The sequence below is a fragment of the Verticiella sediminum genome (assembly GCF_007558815.1).
GTDB lineage: Bacteria > Pseudomonadota > Gammaproteobacteria > Burkholderiales > Burkholderiaceae_B > Verticiella > Verticiella sediminum.
On record NZ_VLTJ01000008.1, the window covers coordinates 42,443 to 61,265 of the forward strand.

The window sequence follows — 18,823 nt, forward strand, 5'->3', positions numbered from 1 at the left end:
CGCGGCCGGCGTGGGTCAACCCTTACCGATGTTCCCTAACGAGATGACTCAAGAATCGACGACCGCGGCTTCCGAAACCCTGGGCTTTCAGGCCGAGGTGAAGCAACTGCTGCATCTGATGATCCACTCGCTCTACAGCAACAAGGAGATCTTCCTGCGCGAGCTGGTGTCGAACGCGTCGGATGCCTGCGACAAGCTGCGCTTCGAGGCCATCGACAATCCGGCGCTGCTCGAGGGCGGCGGCGAGCTTGCCATCCACGTGAGCTACGACAAGGCGGCGCGCACGATCACGGTGTCCGACAACGGCATCGGCCTGACGCGCGAGGACGCGATCGCCAACCTCGGCACGATCGCGCGCTCGGGCACCCGCGAGTTCTTCTCGCGCCTGACCGGCGACCAACAGGCCGACGCGCAGCTCATCGGCCAGTTCGGCGTGGGCTTCTATGCCTCCTTCATCGTGGCGAGCAAGGTGACGGTGCTGAGCCGGCGCGCCGGAGCGCCGGCGGGCGAGGCGGTGCGCTGGGAGTCATCGGGCGACGGCGAGTTCACCATCGCCCAGACGGAGAAGGCGACGCGCGGCACCGACGTGATCCTGACGCTGCGCGAGGGCGAGGACGATTTCCTCTCGGGCTGGCGCCTGCGCGAGATCCTGCGCCGCTACTCCGACCACATCTCGCTGCCCATCCGCATGAAGAAGGAAGAGTGGGACGCGGACAAGGGCGAGCAGGTGCAGCGCGACGAGGAAGAGACCGTCAACCAGGCGAGCGCGCTGTGGACGCGGGCCAAGAACGAGATCACGGACGAGCAGTACCGCGAGTTCTACAAGCACGTCTCGCACGATTTCGACGATCCGCTCGCCTGGACGCACAACCGGGTGGAAGGGCGCAGCGAGTACACCCAGTTGCTGTACGTGCCGAAGCATGCGCCGTTCGATCTGTGGGACCGCAACGGCAAGCGCGGCGTGAAGCTCTATGTGAAGCGTGTCTTCATCATGGATGACGCCGAGCAGTTGCTGCCGGCCTATCTGCGCTTCGTGCGCGGGGTGATCGACTCGGCCGACCTGCCGCTGAACGTTTCGCGCGAGATCCTGCAGGAGAGCCGCGACGTGCGCGCCATCCGCGAGGGTTCGACCAAGCGCATCCTGTCGCTGCTGGAAGACCTGGCCGAGAACCGCAAGGACGACTATGCAACCTTCTGGAGCGCCTTCGGCCAGGTGCTGAAGGAGGGCACGGGCGAGGATGCGACGAACCTCGAGCGCATTGCCAAGCTGCTGCGCTTTGCCTCCACGCACACCGGCACGGACGAGCAGACGGTGTCGCTGGCGGACTACGTCTCGCGCATGAAGGAAGGGCAGGACAAGATCTACTACGTGACGGCCGAAACCTTCGCGACCGCCGCCAACAGCCCGCACCTGGAGGTCTTTCGCAAGAAGGGTGTGGAAGTGCTGCTGCTGACCGACCGGGTCGACGAGTGGATGCTGAGCTACCTGCGCGAATTCGACGGCAAGCAGCTCGTCTCGGTGGCCAAGGGCAGCCTGGACCTGGGCGGCATGGCCGACGAGCAAGAGAAGAAGCAGCAGGCCGAGGTGGCCGAGTCGGTCAAGCCGCTGGTCGAGCGCCTGAAGACGGCGCTCGAAGGCCGCGTGAAGGACGTGCGCGTGACCTTCCGCCTGGTCGATTCACCCGCCTGCGTGGTGGCCGACGAGCATGACCTCGGCCAGAACCTGCAGCGCCTGCTCAAGGCGGCGGGCCAGCAGGCGCCCGAGAGCAAGCCGATCCTGGAGATCAATCCGGAGCATGCGCTGGTCAAGCGCATCGAGGCCGCGGACGAGGCGAGCTTCGCCGACTGGAGCGAGCTGCTGCTCGATCAGGCGCTGCTCGCCGAGGGGGCCGCACTGGACGACCCGGCGGCCTTCGTCAAGCGCATGAACGCTTTGCTGCTCGGCGGCCAGGCCTGATGCCGGCCGGGCCTTCGGAGCAGGATGCGCCGCTGCTGTCGGATTCCAACGGCGTGCGCTACCTGCATTTCGGCTCCGAATGGGTGCAGGGTGCGATGGCCGTCGCGGACCCGGCCAAGCTGGTGCTCGAATACACGCGCCAGATGATGGCGTGGCTGCTGTTCCTTGCGCCGCCCAAGGCGCCGCAGGCCATCGGCACGCTCGGGCTGGGGGCGGGCTCGCTCGCCCGCTACTGCCTGAAGCACACGCCCAGCCGGGTGCGGGCCGTGGAGTGGAACGCGCAGGTGGCCAGCGTGTGCCGCATGTTCTTTCGCCTGCCTGCGGACGGGCGTCGGCTGCAGGTGGATATCGCCGATGCGGCCGACTGGGTGGCCGACCCGGCCCATCACGGCACCTGCCCGGCGCTCATGGTCGATCTGTACGACTGGCAGGCGCAGGGCCCGGTGCGCGATTCGGTCGCGTTCTACGCCGATTGCCGCCGTGTGCTCGGCGAGGTCGGCGTGCTCACCGTCAACCTGTTCGGCGCGCACGAGAGCTTTCCGCGCAACATCACCAACCTGGACCAGGCTTTCGACGGCCGGGTGGTGGTGCTGCCGGAGATCGACGCGGGCAACCGGGTGGCGCTGGCCTTCACCGGGCCCGTGCTGGAGGTGACGGTGGCCGAGCTGCTGGCGCGTGCCGAGACGGTGGAAGGCGAGTACAAGCTGCCGGCGCGCCGTTGGGCGCGCACCCTGGTGCGCGAGGCCGGCGCCGGGCGCGCCAAGGGCGACGCCCTGTTGCGTTTCTGAGCCGGCCTCAGTTGTTGCCTTCGTAGGGTGAGCCGAACGGCGTGACCGGCATGGGCATCGTGCGCGTGGACGGTACGAAGAGGTAGCGCAGGTAGACGCCGCCGGCGTACTGCTCGTAGTCTCGCGCGTTGTCCAGCGCCAGCGAGCCGCCCAGGTAGAGCTGCGGTGCGAGCTGGTACTCGGCCGCGGCCGCCAGGTTGTAGCCCAGCCCGGTCTTGGTCTGGCCCGCATAGATGGCCTGGCTGTTGGTGGTCAGGCCGGCCGCGTTGGCGGCCGCCATGGCGGCCTGGGCGGAGCTTTGCAGCCCGCCGTCGGTCGGGAAGTACAGCGCGGAATCCTCGCGGAAGTTCTGGATGCCCAGCGCACCGCGCACGTAGTAGCTCAGCCGGCCCGAGCGCTGCGTCCAGTTCACGGGCAGGCTCACCGAGAAGAAGCGCTGCGGGCTGAAGTAGCCGCCGTGGCCATACGTGAAATAGCGCAGGTTCTTGTCGTAGGAGAAGCCTGTGAAGTTGAGCCCCGCGGTCAGTTCACGGTCCATCTCGTTGATGAGCTTGGCATAGACGCCGAAGCCGCCTTCGACGCGCCGGTTGCTCGCGACGTTCCTGCCACCCAGGTGGTGAAAGCCCCCGTAGCCGTAGATGCCGTAGTCGTCGCCGTCCATGCCGAGCTGCACGCGGCCGCCGGTGGCGGTCACGCCGCCCCAGGTCTGGCCGGTGCGCGCATCGCGCGCGCCCGCGAACGAGAGGATGCTGTCGGTGACTGCGCGCCGCGACAGCGAGACCGCGTAGTCGACGTTGGAGTCGCCCAGCTTGCCCGCAGCGCGCACGCCGCCGACCACGTTGGTCTCGCGAAAGCCGAGCGGCGTGGAGCCGATGTCGGCGCTCAGGTTGCGGCCCTGATAGGCCACGGCCACGCCGACGCCGCTGGCATCCTGGCTGCCGGGCCCGCCCACGCTGCCGCTCTGCTGGGCGAGCGCGGCGCTGGGCCCGCCGCCGAAGCGGCTGTGGGTGTTGAAGTCGGTGCCCATGCCGTCGGTGCTGAGCGAGGTCGGCGTCACGCGCAGGGCGAACTTGCCGTCGCCCACGGGCAGGCGCGCTTCGAGCGGCACTTGAATGTCGGTGACCTGGCTCATGCCGCCTTCGCCGTCGCGCGCGCGTACGTTGGCGCCCATGGCGATGTCGCCGCTGCGATCGGCCTGGACGTCGGCGAGCTGCTGCTGCAGGGTCTGCGGCGCGTTCGCCGCGGCCTGCCCGGGCAGGCTGCCGCCTGGCCCTGGAACCCAGGGATTGGCAGGATAACCGGGTTGCGGCTGGCCCGGATAGGGCGCGGCGGGATACGGCGCCGGCGCATAGGGCTGCTGCGGCGGCGCATAGTAGGGTGCCGGAGCCTGGGCCGCCGGGTAGGGCGCCGATTGCTGCGGGTAGGCCGGCTGGCCGGCGTAACCGGCCGGCGCGCCTTGCGTCCATTGGCCGGGCACGCCGCCCGGCGGCGCGTAGTAGGGCGCGCCGGCCTGCTGGGGCAGGACGTTACCGGTGACGGGGGCCGGGATGTAGGGCTGGGCGACGTAGCCGCCCGCCGGTGTCTGCGAGGCCGCATAGGCCGCGTACGGCGCGGGCGCCTGCGCGCTGGGCGAGCGGTTGCGGAACGGGTTGCCGTTGGCCGGCGTGGTGCTCACGCCCCCGGGCGCGTAGGCCACCGTGCGCGTGGGCGCCTGCAGGGCGATGGCGCGCTTGAGCACTTCCTCCGCCTTGCTGTTGCGCCCCTGTGCGCGATAGATGCGGGCCGCCGTGGACAGCAGCTCGGGGTTGTTGGGTTCGCCGGCGAGCGCTCGCTCCACGCTTGCCTGGGCGTAGCGATAGTCGCCCGCCTGGGCGGCCATGTCGGCCGCGCCTGCCAGCGCCTCGGTGTCGTCCGGGCGATGCTGCAGCAACTGCTTGTAGATGTCCAGCGCCTGTCGCGCGTCGCCGGAATCCGCGTACAGGCGCGCGAGCGCACCCACGGCGGCGGCATCGTCCGGCCGCTCGGCCAGCGCCGGCGCCAGCATGTCGTAGGCGTCCGCCAACTGCCCGCGCTGACGCAGCGCGTCGGCCTGGCGTACGATGTAGACCCGCCGGATGTCCTCGTAGGTATCGAGCTGCCGGCGCTCGAGTTCGGCGCTCTGCAACTGGCGCAGCACGCCGGCCAGTTCGACGTCCTGCCCGGTGGCGAGCAGGATGCCGGCGTACTGCAGTTGCAGCCCGGGATCGGGTTTGGCGCCGCGTGCCAGCAACTGGCGCATCATGCCCAGCGCGCGGTTGCTGTCGCCCGCCTCGGCATACGCCGAGGCCAGTGCGCCGAGCAGTTCGGTGTCGTTCTCGGCGTAGGGGGCAACCTGGGCCAGCACGGCCAGCGCCTGCTGCTTCTGCCCCTGTTTGGCGATGCCGCCGGCATAGGCGGTCTGGGCGTGCACCCAGGCGCGCCGCTGCAGCTCGCCCATTTCGGTGGTGCGCTCCTGCTGCGGGATGCGGTCCAGGCGCGCGAGCGCACCGTTCCAGTCCTGGGTCTCGGCCGAGAGCAGGGCGCTTGCGTAAAGGGCGTCAGGCATGTCCGGGTTGGACTGCAGCAGGCCGTCGACCACGCCGCGGGCTTCCTGTAGGGCGCCGACCTTCAGGTAGAGGCGGGCCAGGTCCAGGCGTATCCAGGCGTTGGTAGGGTCGCTGAGCAAGGCGTCCTGCAAGGCCGTGGCGGCAGCCGCGTCGTCGCCGCGGGCACTCGCGGCGCGCGCGCGGCCGGTGGCCTCGGCCGCGCGCAGGCGGCCGAGGTCGCCGACCTGCGCCTGCTGTTCGGGCGTGAGACGGCCGATGAGCTGCAGGGCTTCCTGGCTGTCGCCCCCCTGCGAGAGCACGCCGACCAGGCCGCGGATCGCGTCCACGTTGCCGGGTTGGCGCGCGAGCACTTGCCGATAGGTTTTTTCGGCGGCGCCGAGCTGGCCGCTCTCGGCCTGCACGGCCGCCAGCGCGTTCTGCCCGGTGGGCTCGGCCGGGTCCAGGCGCACCGCATCGGCGAGCAGCTTGCGCGCCTGGGCGAGATTGCCGGCGTTGCGCGCGGTGTTGGCGTCGTTGAGGTTGGCCCAGTAGGTGGCGCTGTTGAGTGCCTGCCGCCAGCGGGCGGCCGAACCCTGCCGGGTCGCGCGCTGCAGCAGGTCGCGCGATTCGACGAAGCGCTGCTGGCGCAGGCGCACCACGCCCAGCCCGCCGAGCGCGTCGGCGTTGGTCGGCGCCGCGCGCAGCATGTCCTCGAACTCGCGCTCGGCCACGTCGATGCGCCCGGCGTCCAGCGTATCGAAAGCCGCGCGGGCCCGCGCGGTCAGCGGATTGGCGGGCGCAGCGGCGCGGCCTGCGCTGGCGGTGGTAGGCGAGGACTGCTGGGCGCGCGCCAGGCGCTGCTTGATCTCGGCGTCGTCCGGGTTGGCCCGCACATAGGTCTGCAGCATGGGCGCGAAGCGCGGCTCCGGCGTCTCGCCCAGCCACAGGATCGCCTGGCGCCAGCTCTGCCGGGCCGCTGCGCCCACGTCGGGGCGCTGGGCGAGTTCGGCCAGTTGTTCGACCGCCTGTGTGCGCGTGGCTTCGCGATACGACAGCAGTTGCGCGAGGGCGAGCCGCATCTGGGCATTGTCCGGGTTCTGCCGGACGAGCTGTTCCAGACCGCGGCGCCCGCGCTCCCAGCCTTCGTCGGTGGCGCCCAGCGTCTGGTAGTACTCCAGGCCGAGCTGGCCCTGCGGCGCGGCGCCGGCGAGGGCCTGGTCGTAGCGGGCGATGGCCTGCTCGGGCTGCCCGGCCTGGGCGGCTTGCCGCGCCTCTTCGAGGACGCCGGCGGCACCGGGGCGGTCCAGGGCCAGCGCCTGTTCGATCTGGCCGACGTAAGGGCTTTGCGGCGCCGCCTGGCGCAACTGGGCCAGGTAGCGTTGCGCCTCGGCCTGCCGGTTGCCTGCCGCCGCGGCCATGGCCATGCCGTACAGCGCATCGGGCTGGCCCGGGTCGGCACGCAGGAGCTTCTCCCACGCCTCGGTGGCGCGCTGGTAGTCGCCCCGGCTCTGCCAGTACTTGCCCTGTTCGATCAGGAGTTGGAGCGGATCTTCCTGTGCGGCGACCGCGACCTGATTCAGGGCGATGGCCAGCAGGGCGGCCATCAGCCTTGGGGCGCGCGACATGTCTTCTCCCAGCGTGTCTGTAGGGCTCCCGAGGCAAGGAACCGATAGTGTTGATCCATGTAGCCGAGCCCGAACAGGCTCAGCATGTAGTCATAGTACGGTGCTTGCTGCCCGTCGGGCAGGGGAGCGTCGTGCCGGGCGAGCTGGCCGTCGACTTCCTGTCGCATGGCCGCCACGCGTTCGGCTGGGGCGCGCAGTGCCTGCAGATAGGGCAGCAGCGCGGCAGAGAAGCCGAAGCCGCGCGTGCCCTCGGTTTGGCCGGTCCGGGTGTCCACCGTCTCGGGCGGCAGCTCGGCGTCCTGCAGCGCCTGCGCCATGCCGCCCAGGCGCGCGAGCGTGGGCGAGGCCAGTGGGTCGCTCGGCGGCGTCATGCCGGCCCACAGATAGGTGCGGATGGCGTCGTAGCTGCCGACGGCCCCCTGGGCCGGATCGACGATGAACTCGCCGCCGCCCTTGCCGTTGGCCTGATACGCGACCCAATCGGCGGCGTAGCCATGCGGTGTGGTTTCTTCGAGCATGCGCACGTTTGCCTCGGCGATGGCGCTCCACGGGCCCGAGGGGTTGCGGTTGGCGAGCAGGCGCAGCACCGGCAAGGGCTGATAGCTCGGGTTCAGGCGCCACACGCCCTGCTCGAGCGCGAAACCCTGCGGCCCGGGCAGCAGCATGTCGCCCAGCCCGGGCAGGTCGGCCACCTCCTCCTGGGCGATCCGATCGAGCAGCGCCCGCCCCTGACGTTCGTAGTCGGGGGCGCGCCACAGCCTGGCGGCTTCGAGCAGGGCGTAGGCGAACCACAGATCGGCGTCGGAGGCGGCGTTGGTATCGAGCGGGCCCCAGCCGCCGTCCTCGCGCTTGCCCCAGCGCCAGGCGGGCAGCCGCGCCGTGGCGTCGCCCCCGAGCAGGTTGTCCACGCTCCAGTGCCAGATCCGCGCGAAGCTCGCGCGATCGTTGGCCACGAGCGCGAAGAACATCGCATACGACTGGCTCTCGGACGTGCTGTGCATCTGCGGGACGGTGGGATCGACGACCCGGCCGTCTTCCTGCAGGAAGAGCCGGGTGAAATCGCGCCACAGCGGCCAGCCGTCGGTGACGCAGGCCGCGCCCGCATGCGCAGGCACGGCCTGGCCCTGGGCCGTCGCGCACAGGCCGGCCACGCAGACCAGGCCGGCCAGCCGTGCGAGCAGGCGAGGCCCGCGCGCTGGCATCATGAGCCGCTGTCCTTCCGGACGGAAGGCGTCAGCGCCAGGCGGCGCCGTGCGCGGGCGCGCAGGGCGAGATAGAGCAGCACCGCCAGCACGGCGGCCGCGAGCAGGCCCATGCCGACCAGCAGCAGCGGCCGGGTCGACAGGTACCAGCGCACGTAGGTGATCGGGTCGAGCTTGCCGACGTAGTACGTCTGCTCGGCGGCCAGGCTGTCCACCTGCTCGCCGCGCAACACCACCAGGCTGCCCTGGATGCGGCTGAGCATGTCGGACTGCGCATCGGCCAGCAAGGCGCTCGCCGCCTGCAGCCCCTGCGGCGCGTTGCTGGAGATCGCGACCACGCTGCGGCCCTTGGCGAGCGGCGATTCGAAGCCGGACAGCACGGCGTCGGTCGCGTTGCTGCGCACGGCCAGTTGCAGGCGGCCCGCTTCGCGCCGGTTGTACTGGTCGGGCGCGAGCCAGGGCACGGTGCGGTAGACGAGGTCGGACAGGCTGAAGCTGCGCTCGTCGCCGTCGCGCGCGTAGCCGGCGGCGCTGCGCCAGGTCTCGAGCAGCGGCTGGTTGCCTCCGCTCGCGAGCACCAGCAGGTCGCGAGCGGCGACCTGGTCCACGCTCTGCGCCTGGATCACGCGCGCGCCGGTGGCCGGATAACCCGTCACGGCGCCGAAACGGCCCATCAAGGTGAGGAAGGCGCTGATGTCGGCCTCGCCGGCGTTCTCGGGCATGACGATCGCCGATTCGGAGAGGTCGGCCATGCGCGTGAACGGAAAGCCGGCGTTGCCGAACGCCGCCAGATCCGGCATGGCGATGAAGTGCTTGAGCCCCGAGATGTCGATGGTCGATTCGGGCAGGATGCTGCTGCGCACGTTGTCGGGCGGCGTGACCAGGCAGTCGCTGCCCGGCGTGGCGTACTGAAAGTGCAACTGCAGTTGCGATTGCGGCGGCAGCATGTGCAGTGGCAGGTGCAGCTTTTCCGCGCCCTCGGCCATGCCGTCGGGCATCAGCCTGGCGATGAACCTGCGCACTTCGCCGTCCTGCAGCTTGGTGCCGTCGCGCGGCAGCAGCGGGATGGCGCGCACGAACTGCTCGCCGATCGCGATGTTGAGCGCCGAGCGGTCGGGCTCAAAGGGCGGCGAATAGCGGTACTTCAGGTCGATGGGAATGCCTTTTTCGCGCCACGCGAAGAGATCGGGCGGCAGGCGCAGCGGGACGCGCACGAGATCGGGCGTATAGCCCGCGACCGTCATGCCATCGACCGGCGCGAGTTCGCCGAACTCGACGGGGCGGTCGCTGCGCAGCCAGTTCGGCGCGTCGTACGGCTTGCGCGGGAGGACTTCGTCGAGCCGGGTGATGGTGGCGGTGTCGCCGGAGAGCGCCGTATTGCCCAGGGCCAGCGCCTGCGCGGCGGCCTTGAGTTCGTCCGCGTTGCGCCCGGAAATCACCAGCAGCTTGCCGTAGGGATCGTTGGGATTGGTGCGCACGGACACGGTCGGCCCGTTGGCGGCGGCGCCGGCCCGAGCGCCGCCCAGGCTGAACACGACTGCGTTGCCCTGGCCGGGCGCGCCGCCCTGGCGCACGGGGAACGAGGCACCCCGGTATTCGGCCAGCGCGCCGAACCAGGACGAGACCACGCCGGCCGCTTCCAGCACTTCGTTCGAGGGCGCGCCGTCGAATACGAAGGGCAGCTCCAGCCGGCGCACGTCGCGCCGGTCGAAGAAGGGCAGCGGCAGCAGCGCGAGATCGTTGCGCAGCGCGATCGGCTGTGTGTGCACCGTGAGCTGGCTCTGGTTGCTCACGTTGGCCCAGAGGCTGGTGTGCATCGGGTCTTCGCACTCGAGCGTGTAGTGGCCGATGAGCTGGATGTTCAGGCGGTTGAAGTCGGTGATGAGGCGCCCCGGGATGTCGATCACGGCTTCGAGCGGCTTGCCTGCATCCTCCTTGGGCGTCGGCAGGCTCGCGGCGACCTCTTCGTTCACCATCACGTTGATCTGCGAGAGCGCGGGAATCAGCGCGGGCGAATAGGAGTAGAGCAGCCGCAGTTGCCCGCCGGTGACCACGCGGTCGGCGCGCACGCTGAAGGCCACGCCGTTGCGTGCGTCCACGCCGCGCAACTGCAGCGGATAGAGCGCGCCCAGCTCGCGGAAGTCCATCTCGTAGCTGAGCAGGTCGGTGCCGCCGCCCTGGACGGGGCCGCCGGTCCTGGCCATGCCGTCGCCCGTCGCACCCGGCTGTGCTGCCTGGGCCGTACCCAGGAGCCCGATGGCCAGGGCGCAGGCCGCCGCCAGCGTGGAGGCTCGGCGCGGGCGCCGCGGGCGCTGCATGGCATAGCGGGACGAAACCATCATGTCTGCTTGGTCTTCTTCAGGGTGGCGGAGGGCAGATTCCGGACGCGGGTGCGCGCTATCCCGAAGATCTGGCGAAAAAGGAACACGAATCCGTAGGCCCCGATGCGGGTGACGTCGCGCAGGGCGCGCAGCGGCGTGTCGCGCGCGCCCTGGCCCCAGGTGTTGGCCCAGTTGTCGGCGCGCGCGAACGTGACCTGGGCCAGCGCGATCTCCTGGTCGATGGTGAGATCGTGGAAATGCAGGCCGGCGCGGCCGCCGCCCGTGAACGCGACGGTCGCCGGCAGGATGGCTTCGGAGCGGTCGCGGAACAGCGCGACCTCGAGGGTCTCGCCGCGTGCGATCTCTACGCCGGGCGGCAGCATCAGGCCGACCCCGTTCTGCGAGAAGTCCGTCGTGTGGCAGACGATCGAGCGGCCCGAGGGCAGCAGCAGTGTCGCCGGTAGCTGGGCTGCGACGCGCGGATCGCCGCGCACCTGGCGGGTCTCGCTTGCCACCGCCACGCTCGCGCTGCTGATGATGATGTTGTAGACCGTCCAGGCGAGGTTGATGAGGATGGTGGTGGCCACGCCTTCGCCCAGCTCGCCGAAGGCGAGCTGGAACACCCCCACGGCAAAGCCCAGCAGGTTCAGGCCGAGCAGGACGATGTAGGGCTGGGCCAGGCGCCAGTCGAAATAGGCGTGGTCGACCACGCCGCCCTTGGCCGTCACGTTGAACTTGCCGAGCTTGGGGTTCAGGAAGGCCAGCGTCACCGGCCGCACGATGTACCAGGCCAGTACCGACTCGTACACCTCGTTCCAGAACGAATGGCGGAACTTGCCCTGGATGCGCGAGTTCGTGACGTTGGCGTGCAGGAGGTGAGGCAGGGCGTATGCCGCGATGGTGAGCGCGGTCGCCTGGAACACATGGGCGCCCATGAGCAGATAGGCCAGCGGCGCGGTCAGGAACAAGAGGCGCGGCAGACCATAGAAGAAGTGCAGCATGGCGTTGAGATAGCACAGCCGCTGCGCCAGCTTGAGCCCGGGCCCGAAGATCGGGTTGTCGAGCCGGCAGATCTGCGCCATGCCGCGCGCCCAGCGGATGCGCTGCCCGACGTGCCCGGCCAGGCTCTCGGTGGCCAGCCCGGCCGACTGCGGCAGCGCCAGGTAGGCGGTGTTGTAGCCGGCCCGGTTCATCTTCAGCGCGGTATGCGCGTCCTCGGTCACGGTCTCGACGGCGATGCCGCCCACCGCTTCCAGGGACGTGCGCCGCATCACCGCGGCCGAGCCGCAGAAAAACGTCGCGTTCCAGAGGTCGTTGCCGTCCTGCACCAGGCCGTAGAACAGCTCGCCTTCGTTGGGCACCGCGCGAAAGGTCTGCAGGTTCTTCTCGAACGGGTCGGGCGAGAAGAAGAAGTGCGGCGTCTGCAGCATGGCGAGCTTGGGATCGGCGATGAACCAGCCCATGCAGATCTGCAGGAAGGAGCGCGTCGGGATGTGGTCGCAATCGAAGATCGCGACGTATTCGCTGTCGGTGAGCTTGAGCGCGTGGTTGAGGTTGCCCGCCTTGGCGTGCGCGTTGTCCTCGCGCGTGATGTAGCCGCAGCCGACCTGCTGGGCGAACTCGCGGAATTCCGAGCGCCGGCCGTCGTCGAGCAGGTAGACCTTGAGCTTCTCGCGCGGCCAGTCCATGGTCATGGCCGAATAGACCGTCTGCTTCACCACGTGCAGCGGTTCGTTGTAGGTCGGGATGAAGACGTCCACCGTCGGCCAGCTCGCCGGGTCGCCCGGCATGGGCGCGGGCGGACGGCGCAGCGGCCAGATGGTCTGCATGTAGCCCAGCAGCAGCACGGCGAGCGCATAGAGTTCGGCGAACAGCAGCCCGTAGCCGAAGAGGTTGTCGGCCCAGGTCTCGAAGCCCAGCGTGGAGGTCAGGCGCCAGTACATGTAGCGCAGCGAGGCCGTCACCGAGAGCAGGATCATCAGGATGGTGGCCAGCCGCCCGTCGACCCGGCGCAGCAGCAGCGCGCACACGAAGGTCACGCCGGCGAAGATCGCCTGCTCGGTGAGTTCGAGCGGCGTGATCACCACCGCCGCGAGAAAGAGGCCGGCCAGCAGGGCCATGATCCAGCGGAACACCGGATGATTCCAGGCCGGCCAGTCGATGATCCGCCCGGCCAGGCGCGCGGCGTCGAATCGCGAGGCGCCGTCGGCAGGCTTGTCGATGGGGGTGTTCGCCATGGCGTGCTGCTCAGGAAGTATGCAGATGGTCCCGCAGCCAGCGCGCGACCAGATTGAAGTCGCGCGTGCTCTGCGAATGCGGGTCGTATTCGAGCACGCTCTGGCTGGAGGCCAGCGCCTCGCCTACGGCCTGGTCCTGGTGGACCAGGCCGATCAGGCGATCGCCGAGCTGTGCCTGCATGACCTGCGCGACGTCCCGGGCGAGCTGGCGCGCCTGGTTGGCCTGGTTCACGACGAACACCGTGCCGAGAAAGCCGGGCCGGCTTTCGGAGTAGGTGGCGATCAGGCGTTCGATGAGGGGCAGGGTCGCGTAGGAAGCGGCGTCGGCGAGGGTCGTCACCACCGCCACGTCGGCCGCGGCGAGCGCCTGGCGGATGTACACCGACGGCCCCGGCGGGGTGTCGATGAGCACCCAGGCCTGCGGCGGCAGCGCCAGCGCCTGCAGCGCATGCCGCAGCCACAGCGGGTCGCGTTCGAGCATGTCCTCGAACTGCGCACGCGCGCCTTCGTCGATGTCGCCGTAGGGCAGCACATACACCCCCAGTCGCGCCTGGAAGCAGGCCTCGCGCAGCGCAGTGCCCGCCAGCGCGGCGGGCGCCGAGCCGTGCACCTCGTCCACGTTCAGGCCCAGGTGAAAGCGCAGCGCGTTCTGCGGGTCCATGTCGATACCGATGACCCATTCGTTCTGCATGCGCAGCGCGGTGCACAGATTGGCGCAGACAGTCGTCTTGCCGACCCCGCCCTTGGCCGACACGATGGCGAGGACTCTCAACGGTTCACCAGGCGCTGGAAGATGCCGCGCGGCTCGGGCTCGGGCGGATGGTTCGACGGTTGCGACAGCCGCTGGAACACGCCGGCAAGCGAGCCTTGGCCGGCGCTGCCCGCGGGCGGCTCGGCAGCCGGCGGCGTCGGCGGCGCGCTGCGAAACGCTGCGAACGGGGTGTCGGCCGGGGCGGGCGCCCGCTGGGCGACGGCAGATTCGGCGTGAGGCGCGGCCGGCGCCCCGCCGGGGCCGGCGGGCACGCTCGCGCCGAACGGCATGAACGGTTGCGCAGGCACCGGGGTTGCCACCGCAAGGCGTGCCGCCTCGGCGAGCGTGTCCGGCGGGGACGGCCTGACATGCCCGGGGTGCGCCCCGCCGCGCGGGCGCGGTGCGATGAATTGAAAGCGCGAGTCCGGTTCCGTTGCGGCCGGGGCTGCGGCGGCGCTGGCCTGTGCCGCCGGGGCGCTGGCCCGGGCGGCCGGCCCGTCGGGCCAGCGCCCCGGCGTGGCCGGGACGGCCGCGGGCGCCGCCGCAGCAGCCTGCACGGCCTCGGCGCGCGTCGGGTCGGACATCGTCGGGGGCAGGCCGAGGCTGGGCTCGGTGCGCTGCTGTGCGCCGCTCGCGGCGGGCCGCGCCCCGCGGCTGTTCAAGGCGGACAGCAGCGGCCAGCGCGACTCGGATTCGCGGGCCTCGTCCGCCCGCTCGATCTCGTGATAGTTCTCGGGGCGCCCGCCGAAGCGGGCAAAGAGATTGTTGATGTCGTCCGAGCTTGGCATGGTGCGCCCTCCGAATGAATACGCGTGTTCGATCCGCCCGGTCATTGGGCCAGACGGAACTCCACGCACCCGAACCCATCGGCCTGGCTGCTTTGCTGCACGCGCAGCGCGCTGCCCGAGCCCAGCGCCTGGAACCATTGCTGATAGGCGCCTTCCAGGAACGCCGGCGTCCAATGCAGATGTTCCTGGCCGAAGGCGGCGCGCAGCGGCGAGCAGTAGTGGCGGATCAGCAGATGGTCTGCGTGTTCTTCGAGGTCGACCCAGCCCCAGCCTTGTGCGTCCCAGCACGCGCTCATCGCCTGGCTGGCGTCGGCGATGGTGCGTGCAGCGGGCAGAGGATGGGCGCTGGCGAAGCGCGTGCCGATGCGCTGCATCATGGCGCGCAGATCGGGCTCACGCAGTTGGGTCGCGAATTCCTCGGCCAGCGCCGACAGAAAGAACCGCCATTGCCGCGAACCTTGGCGCTGCGCCAGGTATTCCTCGATTGCCTGCTCCACGATCATCCTTTTCGTGATTGCGCCCGATGGCCCGTCGACGGCGCCGACAGTCTGCTTGCCCGGGACCAAAAACGATTATAGGTCGAGCGGTGTATCCGTATATGTCTCGAAACGTGTTGGCCGCACACATACAACAGTTCGTACCTGCGACGGCAGAGGCGATTGTCGGCGCGGCGTTACGAAAACCAAAGTCACGTAAGACTTTGTTGATCTTCGCGTCGAATCCGCTGAGGGTTGCCGGCCAGCGCCGCTCGTATAGACACGCCGGCGACGGTCAAGGACGGCGCGAGCTCGGCCAGCGGTGCGAGTACGAAGGCCCGTTCGAGCATGCGCGGGTGCGGCACCCGCAGTTCGGGCGTATCGATCACGGCGTCGCCGTGCAGCAGCACGTCCAGGTCCAGGGTGCGGGGGGCGTTGCGATAGGGCCGCTCGCGTCCATGGGCCTGCTCGATCGCCTGCAGGGCACGCAGCAGCGCCAGGGGCGTCAGCGTGGTGCGCACGCGCACGGCCGTATTGACGTAGTCGGGGCCGGAGGACTCGACCGGCGCGGTGCGGTAAAGCGAGGCGGCCTGCAGGTCCGTCACGCCCGGCACCCGGCCGATCTCGGCGATCGCGGCGCGCACCGTAGCGCGCGCGTCGCCCAGGTTGGCGCCGATGCCGATGTAGGCGATCACGCCGGCCGGCCGGGCGGAGGCGCTCATTGATGTGCCCTCCGGTCGCTGCGCGACCACCTCCCCACGGGAGGGAGCGCCCCCTTCGGGCGGCCGGGCGGAGGCGCTCACTGGTGTACCCTCCGGTCGCTGCGCGACCACCTCCCCGCGGGAGGGAGCGCCCCCTTCGGGCGGCCGGGCGGCGGCGCTCATCGCGTCAATCGGCCTGCTGGTGTTCGCGGATCAGATCGCCGGCCAGCTTGAAGCCGGTGTTGGCGGCCGGTACGCCGGTATAGATGGCGATCTGGTAGAGCAGTTCCTGCAGGGTTTCGGGCTCGACCCCGGCGCGCAGCGCGGCACCCACGTGCAGCTCGTACTCTTCCCAGCGCGCCGCGGTGGCGGTGATGGCGAGCACGATCAGGCGGCGCTGCAGATCGGTGAAGCGGCTGGAGGTCCAGAGCTGGCCCCAGGCGTAGCGGGTGATGAGTTCCTGGTAGCCGCGGTTGAAGCTCGTCGCATGGCTCAGGCTGCGCTCGACGTGGGCGTCGCCCAGGACCGCCTTGCGCCGCCCGAGGCCGGCTTCGTAGCGCTGCTGCTCGGTCTGCATCTCCGGGGGCGCGAGGAACTCGATCAGGGTGTCGCCATAGGCGGTGGGCGCTTCCACGCAGGGGATGTGCGCGCAGCGCAGGTTGACACGGCGGCTGCCGGCGATCTGCTCGGCCAGCGCCGCGCCGACGGCCGGCGGCGTGGATTGATCGAATTCGCCGGTGACGACCAGGGTCGGCGCCGCGATTTTGGCCAGCAGCGGCTGCAGGTCCATGTCGCGGATGGCGGCGCAGCAGCCGGCGTAGCCCACCGGGTCGATGCCGAGCAGGGTGTTGCGCACGCGTTGTACCGACATGTCGTTGGTGCGCAGGAACTCCGGCGAAAAGAAGCGCGCCAGCCCGGCTTCGGCGATCGCGCCCATGCCGTTCTTCAGCACGGTGTCGATGCGCGCAGCCCACATGGCCCGGTCCGGGAACCTGGCGGTGGTGTTGCACAGCACCAGGCGGCGCAGCCCGGCCGGCTGGCGCGCGGCCAGGGCCATGCCGACCATGCCGCCCAGCGAGATCCCGCAGAAGTCGTACTGCTCGATCCCGGCCGCGGCGATCACCGCCTGGGCGTCGTCGGCGAGCTGCTCCAGGGTGTACTCGCCCGGCGGGGCGTCCGAGGCGCCATGGCCGCGCATGTCGTAGCGCAGCACGTAGAAGTGGCGCAGCAGGCGCGGCAGCAGGGTATCCCAGAGCGAGAAGTCGGTGCCGATGGAATTGCCGAGCACCAGCGCCGGCAGCTTGGGGTCGCCATCGGTGCGCCAGTAGATCCGGGCGTCGTGACTCAGTGTGTGGGGCATGCAGTACTCCGTTCGTTGGGCGGCGGCGGACTAGGCCTCGTGCGTGGCGGGCAGGCCGGGGGCGAGCGCCGCCCAGGCGGCCAGCACGGCCTCGCACATCGGGCGCGCGCCCGCCAGCAGGTGTTCGGTGTCGAAGACGCGAGCGATCGCATCGCCATGGGCGGCGGCCTGCGGATGCTCGGCCAGAATGTCGCGGATGTGGCGCTGCTGTTCCAGCGCGGCCTGGCTGGCCTCGGCGACGAGCTTGCTCGCGGCGGAGGCTCCCAGGGCCTGGCCGAGCACGCTGCCGAGCGGCTCGGAATACACCACGCCGTGCATGCGGTCGATGTTGCGCTGCATGGCCGCGGCGTCCACGCGCAGGCCCTCGGCCGTCTCGCGGGCGGCGTCCAGCGCGTTCGCGGCGAGATTGAACAGCGTATCGAGGGTGGGCAGGGCGTTGGGCCAGGAACCCAGGCCGCGTTCGTGTTCGGCAGGCAGTTCGCCCGCGAGCGTCTGCGCCAGCGCCGGCGCGCGGTAGGCGGCGTCGAGCATGTGCATGGCGGCCACCGGATTGCGCTTGTGCGGCATCGCCGACGAGCCGCCTCGGCCTTCGCCGCTGGGCTCGAAGGCCTCGGCCACCTCGGCCTGCATGAGCAGCGAGACATCGCGGCCGAACTTGCCGAGCATGCCGCAGAGGATGGCGAGCTCGGCCGCCAGGCGCGCCAGGCGGTCGCGTGCGCCGTGCCAACTGATCGCGGGCGCCGCCAGGCCCAGCCGCTCGGCCAGGCGCCGGCTGACGGCTGCGCCCTGTTCCCCGTGCAGCAGCAGCGTGCCGTTGGCGCCGCCGAACTGCAGGGTGGCGGCCTCGTCGGCCGCGTGCTGCAAGGCCCGGGCGCTGCGTGTCAGCGCATCCAGCCAGCCCGCGGCCTTCCAGCCGAAGCTGACGGGCGCGGCGGGCTGCAGCAGCGTGCGCGCGAGCAGGGGCGTGGCCGCATGCGCGCGCACCAGCCCGGCCCAGGCCTCGCCCAGGGCGCGGACCTCGGCGAGCAGCACGCGCGCGGCGCGTTGGCATACGAGCACCAGCGCCGTGTCGGCCACGTCCTGGCTGGTGCTGCCATGATGCGCGAGGTGTCCGAGGCCGGGTGCGTGCTCGTTCACTGCGGCCTTCAGGGCCTTGGCGAGCGGGATGGCCAGTGTGCCGGCGCGGCGGGCATCGGTGGCCAAGGCCAGCGCATCCAGCCGCAGCCCGGCGCAGGCCTGGGCGACGGCCTGGGCGGCTTGCGCCGGGATGACCCCGCAGTCGGCCTGGGCCAGCGCAAGCTCGGCCTCGAACGCCAGCATGGCGCGCAGGATGGCGTCGTCGCTCCAGAGGGCGCGCATGCGCGCCGTGCTGCAGGCCGCGTTCAGGGCATCCATGCGCGGCGTCCTCAGGCGGCCGGCAGCAGCGTGATGCCGGTCAGCTTCTGCAGTTCGTCGAAGCTGAGGTCGGGGATGTGCTCGACCACGCGCACGCCCTCGGGCGTGATGTCGAGCACGGCGAGGTCGGTGTAGACCCGGCTCACGCAGCCCACGCCGGTGAGCGGGTAGGTGCAGGCTTCGACGATCTTGCTCACGCCCTGCTTGGTGAGGTGTTCCATCATCACGAACACTTGGCGCGCGCCGATCGCGAGGTCCATGGCGCCGCCGACGGCGGGGATGGCGTCCGGCGCGCCGGTGTGCCAGTTGGCGAGATCACCGGTGGCCGACACCTGGAACGCGCCGAGCACGCAGATGTCCAGGTGGCCGCCGCGCATCATCGCGAACGAATCGGCGTGGTGAAAGAACGAGGCGCCGGGCAGGGCGGTGACGGGTTGCTTGCCGGCGTTGATGAGATCCCAGTCTTCCTTGCCCTTCTCGGGCGCGGGCCCCATGCCGAGCAGGCCGTTCTCGGTGTGCAGGATGATCTCGCGGTCGGCCGGCAGGTGGTTGGCGACCAGGGTGGGCAGGCCGATGCCCAGGTTCACGTAGGCGCCGTCGGGAATGTCGCGGGCGACGCGGGCGGCCATCTGGTTGCGATCGAGTTTTTGCATGGCGG

Annotated in this window: 13 protein-coding genes; 2 read left to right on the plus strand and 11 right to left on the minus strand. The window is 70.6% G+C overall.

Translation table 11 applies throughout. The features are described from left to right. The first annotated feature begins 43 nt into the window (after nucleotides 1-43). Together htpG and FOZ76_RS05350 are read left to right on the plus strand one after the other, a co-directional pair. On the plus strand, nucleotides 44-1,957 hold the full coding sequence (gene htpG, locus FOZ76_RS05345) for a molecular chaperone HtpG (protein WP_143947107.1): 1,914 nt from the start codon (nucleotides 44-46) through the stop codon (nucleotides 1,955-1,957). After that, nucleotides 1,957-2,745, plus strand: a complete 789-nt coding sequence (locus tag FOZ76_RS05350) for a class I SAM-dependent methyltransferase (protein ID WP_143947108.1) — start codon at nucleotides 1,957-1,959, stop codon at nucleotides 2,743-2,745. Before htpG ends, FOZ76_RS05350 begins: the two co-directional genes overlap by 1 nt. Before the next feature lie 7 nt (nucleotides 2,746-2,752). Here FOZ76_RS05350 and FOZ76_RS05355 read toward each other — a convergent pair whose 3' ends face one another. From FOZ76_RS05355 to FOZ76_RS05405, 11 genes are all read right to left on the minus strand, one after another. Further along, nucleotides 2,753-6,934, minus strand: a complete 4,182-nt coding sequence (locus FOZ76_RS05355) for a cellulose biosynthesis protein BcsC (protein WP_246129302.1) — start codon at nucleotides 6,932-6,934, stop codon at nucleotides 2,753-2,755. Next, nucleotides 6,913-8,139, minus strand: coding sequence for a cellulose synthase complex periplasmic endoglucanase BcsZ (gene bcsZ / locus FOZ76_RS05360; protein ID WP_246129303.1), 1,227 nt, complete (start codon nucleotides 8,137-8,139; stop codon nucleotides 6,913-6,915). Before bcsZ ends, FOZ76_RS05355 begins: the two co-directional genes overlap by 22 nt. Further along, nucleotides 8,136-10,478: a cellulose biosynthesis cyclic di-GMP-binding regulatory protein BcsB gene (gene bcsB, locus FOZ76_RS05365; protein ID WP_246129304.1), complete on the minus strand. Its 2,343-nt coding sequence runs from the start codon at nucleotides 10,476-10,478 to the stop codon at nucleotides 8,136-8,138. Before bcsB ends, bcsZ begins: the two co-directional genes overlap by 4 nt. Then, the gene (gene bcsA, locus FOZ76_RS05370; protein WP_143947109.1) at nucleotides 10,475-12,694 is read right to left on the minus strand and encodes a UDP-forming cellulose synthase catalytic subunit; all 2,220 of its coding nucleotides are present in this window, start codon (nucleotides 12,692-12,694) and stop codon (nucleotides 10,475-10,477) included. The genes bcsB and bcsA overlap by 4 nt, the downstream gene beginning before the upstream one ends. 10 nt (nucleotides 12,695-12,704) lie before the next feature. Then, on the minus strand, nucleotides 12,705-13,466 hold the full coding sequence (gene bcsQ, locus FOZ76_RS05375) for a cellulose biosynthesis protein BcsQ (RefSeq protein WP_143947110.1): 762 nt from the start codon (nucleotides 13,464-13,466) through the stop codon (nucleotides 12,705-12,707). Then, a complete protein-coding gene (gene bcsP, locus FOZ76_RS05380) occupies nucleotides 13,463-14,233 on the minus strand; it encodes a cellulose biosynthesis protein BcsP (protein ID WP_143947111.1) in 771 nt (256 codons plus the stop codon). The genes bcsQ and bcsP overlap by 4 nt, the downstream gene beginning before the upstream one ends. Before the next feature lie 41 nt (nucleotides 14,234-14,274). Continuing rightward, nucleotides 14,275-14,730 carry a cellulose biosynthesis protein BcsD gene (gene bcsD, locus FOZ76_RS05385; protein ID WP_246129305.1) on the minus strand — a complete coding sequence of 152 codons (456 nt, stop codon included), beginning with the start codon at nucleotides 14,728-14,730 and terminating at the stop codon, nucleotides 14,275-14,277. Nucleotides 14,731-14,921: 191 nt separating this feature from the next. Continuing rightward, entirely contained in the window at nucleotides 14,922-15,431 is a 510-nt protein-coding gene (gene folK, locus FOZ76_RS05390) for a 2-amino-4-hydroxy-6-hydroxymethyldihydropteridine diphosphokinase (protein WP_143947113.1), read from the minus strand. A 166-nt stretch (nucleotides 15,432-15,597) separates the two neighbouring features. Next, nucleotides 15,598-16,770: a bifunctional 3-oxoadipate enol-lactonase/4-carboxymuconolactone decarboxylase PcaDC gene (gene pcaDC, locus FOZ76_RS05395; RefSeq protein ID WP_143947114.1), complete on the minus strand. Its 1,173-nt coding sequence runs from the start codon at nucleotides 16,768-16,770 to the stop codon at nucleotides 15,598-15,600. 30 nt (nucleotides 16,771-16,800) lie between these two features. Then, entirely contained in the window at nucleotides 16,801-18,165 is a 1,365-nt protein-coding gene (locus tag FOZ76_RS05400) for a lyase family protein (protein ID WP_143947115.1), read from the minus strand. Nucleotides 18,166-18,176: 11 nt separating this feature from the next. After that, nucleotides 18,177-18,818 carry a CoA transferase subunit B gene (locus FOZ76_RS05405; protein ID WP_143947116.1) on the minus strand — a complete coding sequence of 214 codons (642 nt, stop codon included), beginning with the start codon at nucleotides 18,816-18,818 and terminating at the stop codon, nucleotides 18,177-18,179. Nucleotides 18,819-18,823: the final 5 nt, after the last annotated feature.

Bases quoted from the DNA above. Each gene is read 5' to 3' on its own strand.
- bcsP (WP_143947111.1), bottom strand. From the start codon at position 14,233: ATGCCAAGCTCGGACGACATCAACAATCTCTTTGCCCGCTTCGGCGGG.
- FOZ76_RS05400 (WP_143947115.1), bottom strand. From the start codon at position 18,165: ATGGATGCCCTGAACGCGGCCTGCAGCACGGCGCGCATGCGCGCCCTC.
- folK (WP_143947113.1), bottom strand. From the start codon at position 15,431: ATGAGCGCCTCCGCCCGGCCGGCCGGCGTGATCGCCTACATCGGCATC.
- FOZ76_RS05355 (WP_246129302.1), bottom strand. From the start codon at position 6,934: ATGTCGCGCGCCCCAAGGCTGATGGCCGCCCTGCTGGCCATCGCCCTG.
- bcsB (WP_246129304.1), bottom strand. From the start codon at position 10,478: ATGATGGTTTCGTCCCGCTATGCCATGCAGCGCCCGCGGCGCCCGCGC.
- bcsZ (WP_246129303.1), bottom strand. From the start codon at position 8,139: ATGATGCCAGCGCGCGGGCCTCGCCTGCTCGCACGGCTGGCCGGCCTG.
- htpG (WP_143947107.1), top strand. From the start codon at position 44: ATGACTCAAGAATCGACGACCGCGGCTTCCGAAACCCTGGGCTTTCAG.
- bcsA (WP_143947109.1), bottom strand. From the start codon at position 12,694: ATGGCGAACACCCCCATCGACAAGCCTGCCGACGGCGCCTCGCGATTC.
- FOZ76_RS05350 (WP_143947108.1), top strand. From the start codon at position 1,957: ATGCCGGCCGGGCCTTCGGAGCAGGATGCGCCGCTGCTGTCGGATTCC.
- FOZ76_RS05405 (WP_143947116.1), bottom strand. From the start codon at position 18,818: ATGCAAAAACTCGATCGCAACCAGATGGCCGCCCGCGTCGCCCGCGAC.
- pcaDC (WP_143947114.1), bottom strand. From the start codon at position 16,770: ATGCCCCACACACTGAGTCACGACGCCCGGATCTACTGGCGCACCGAT.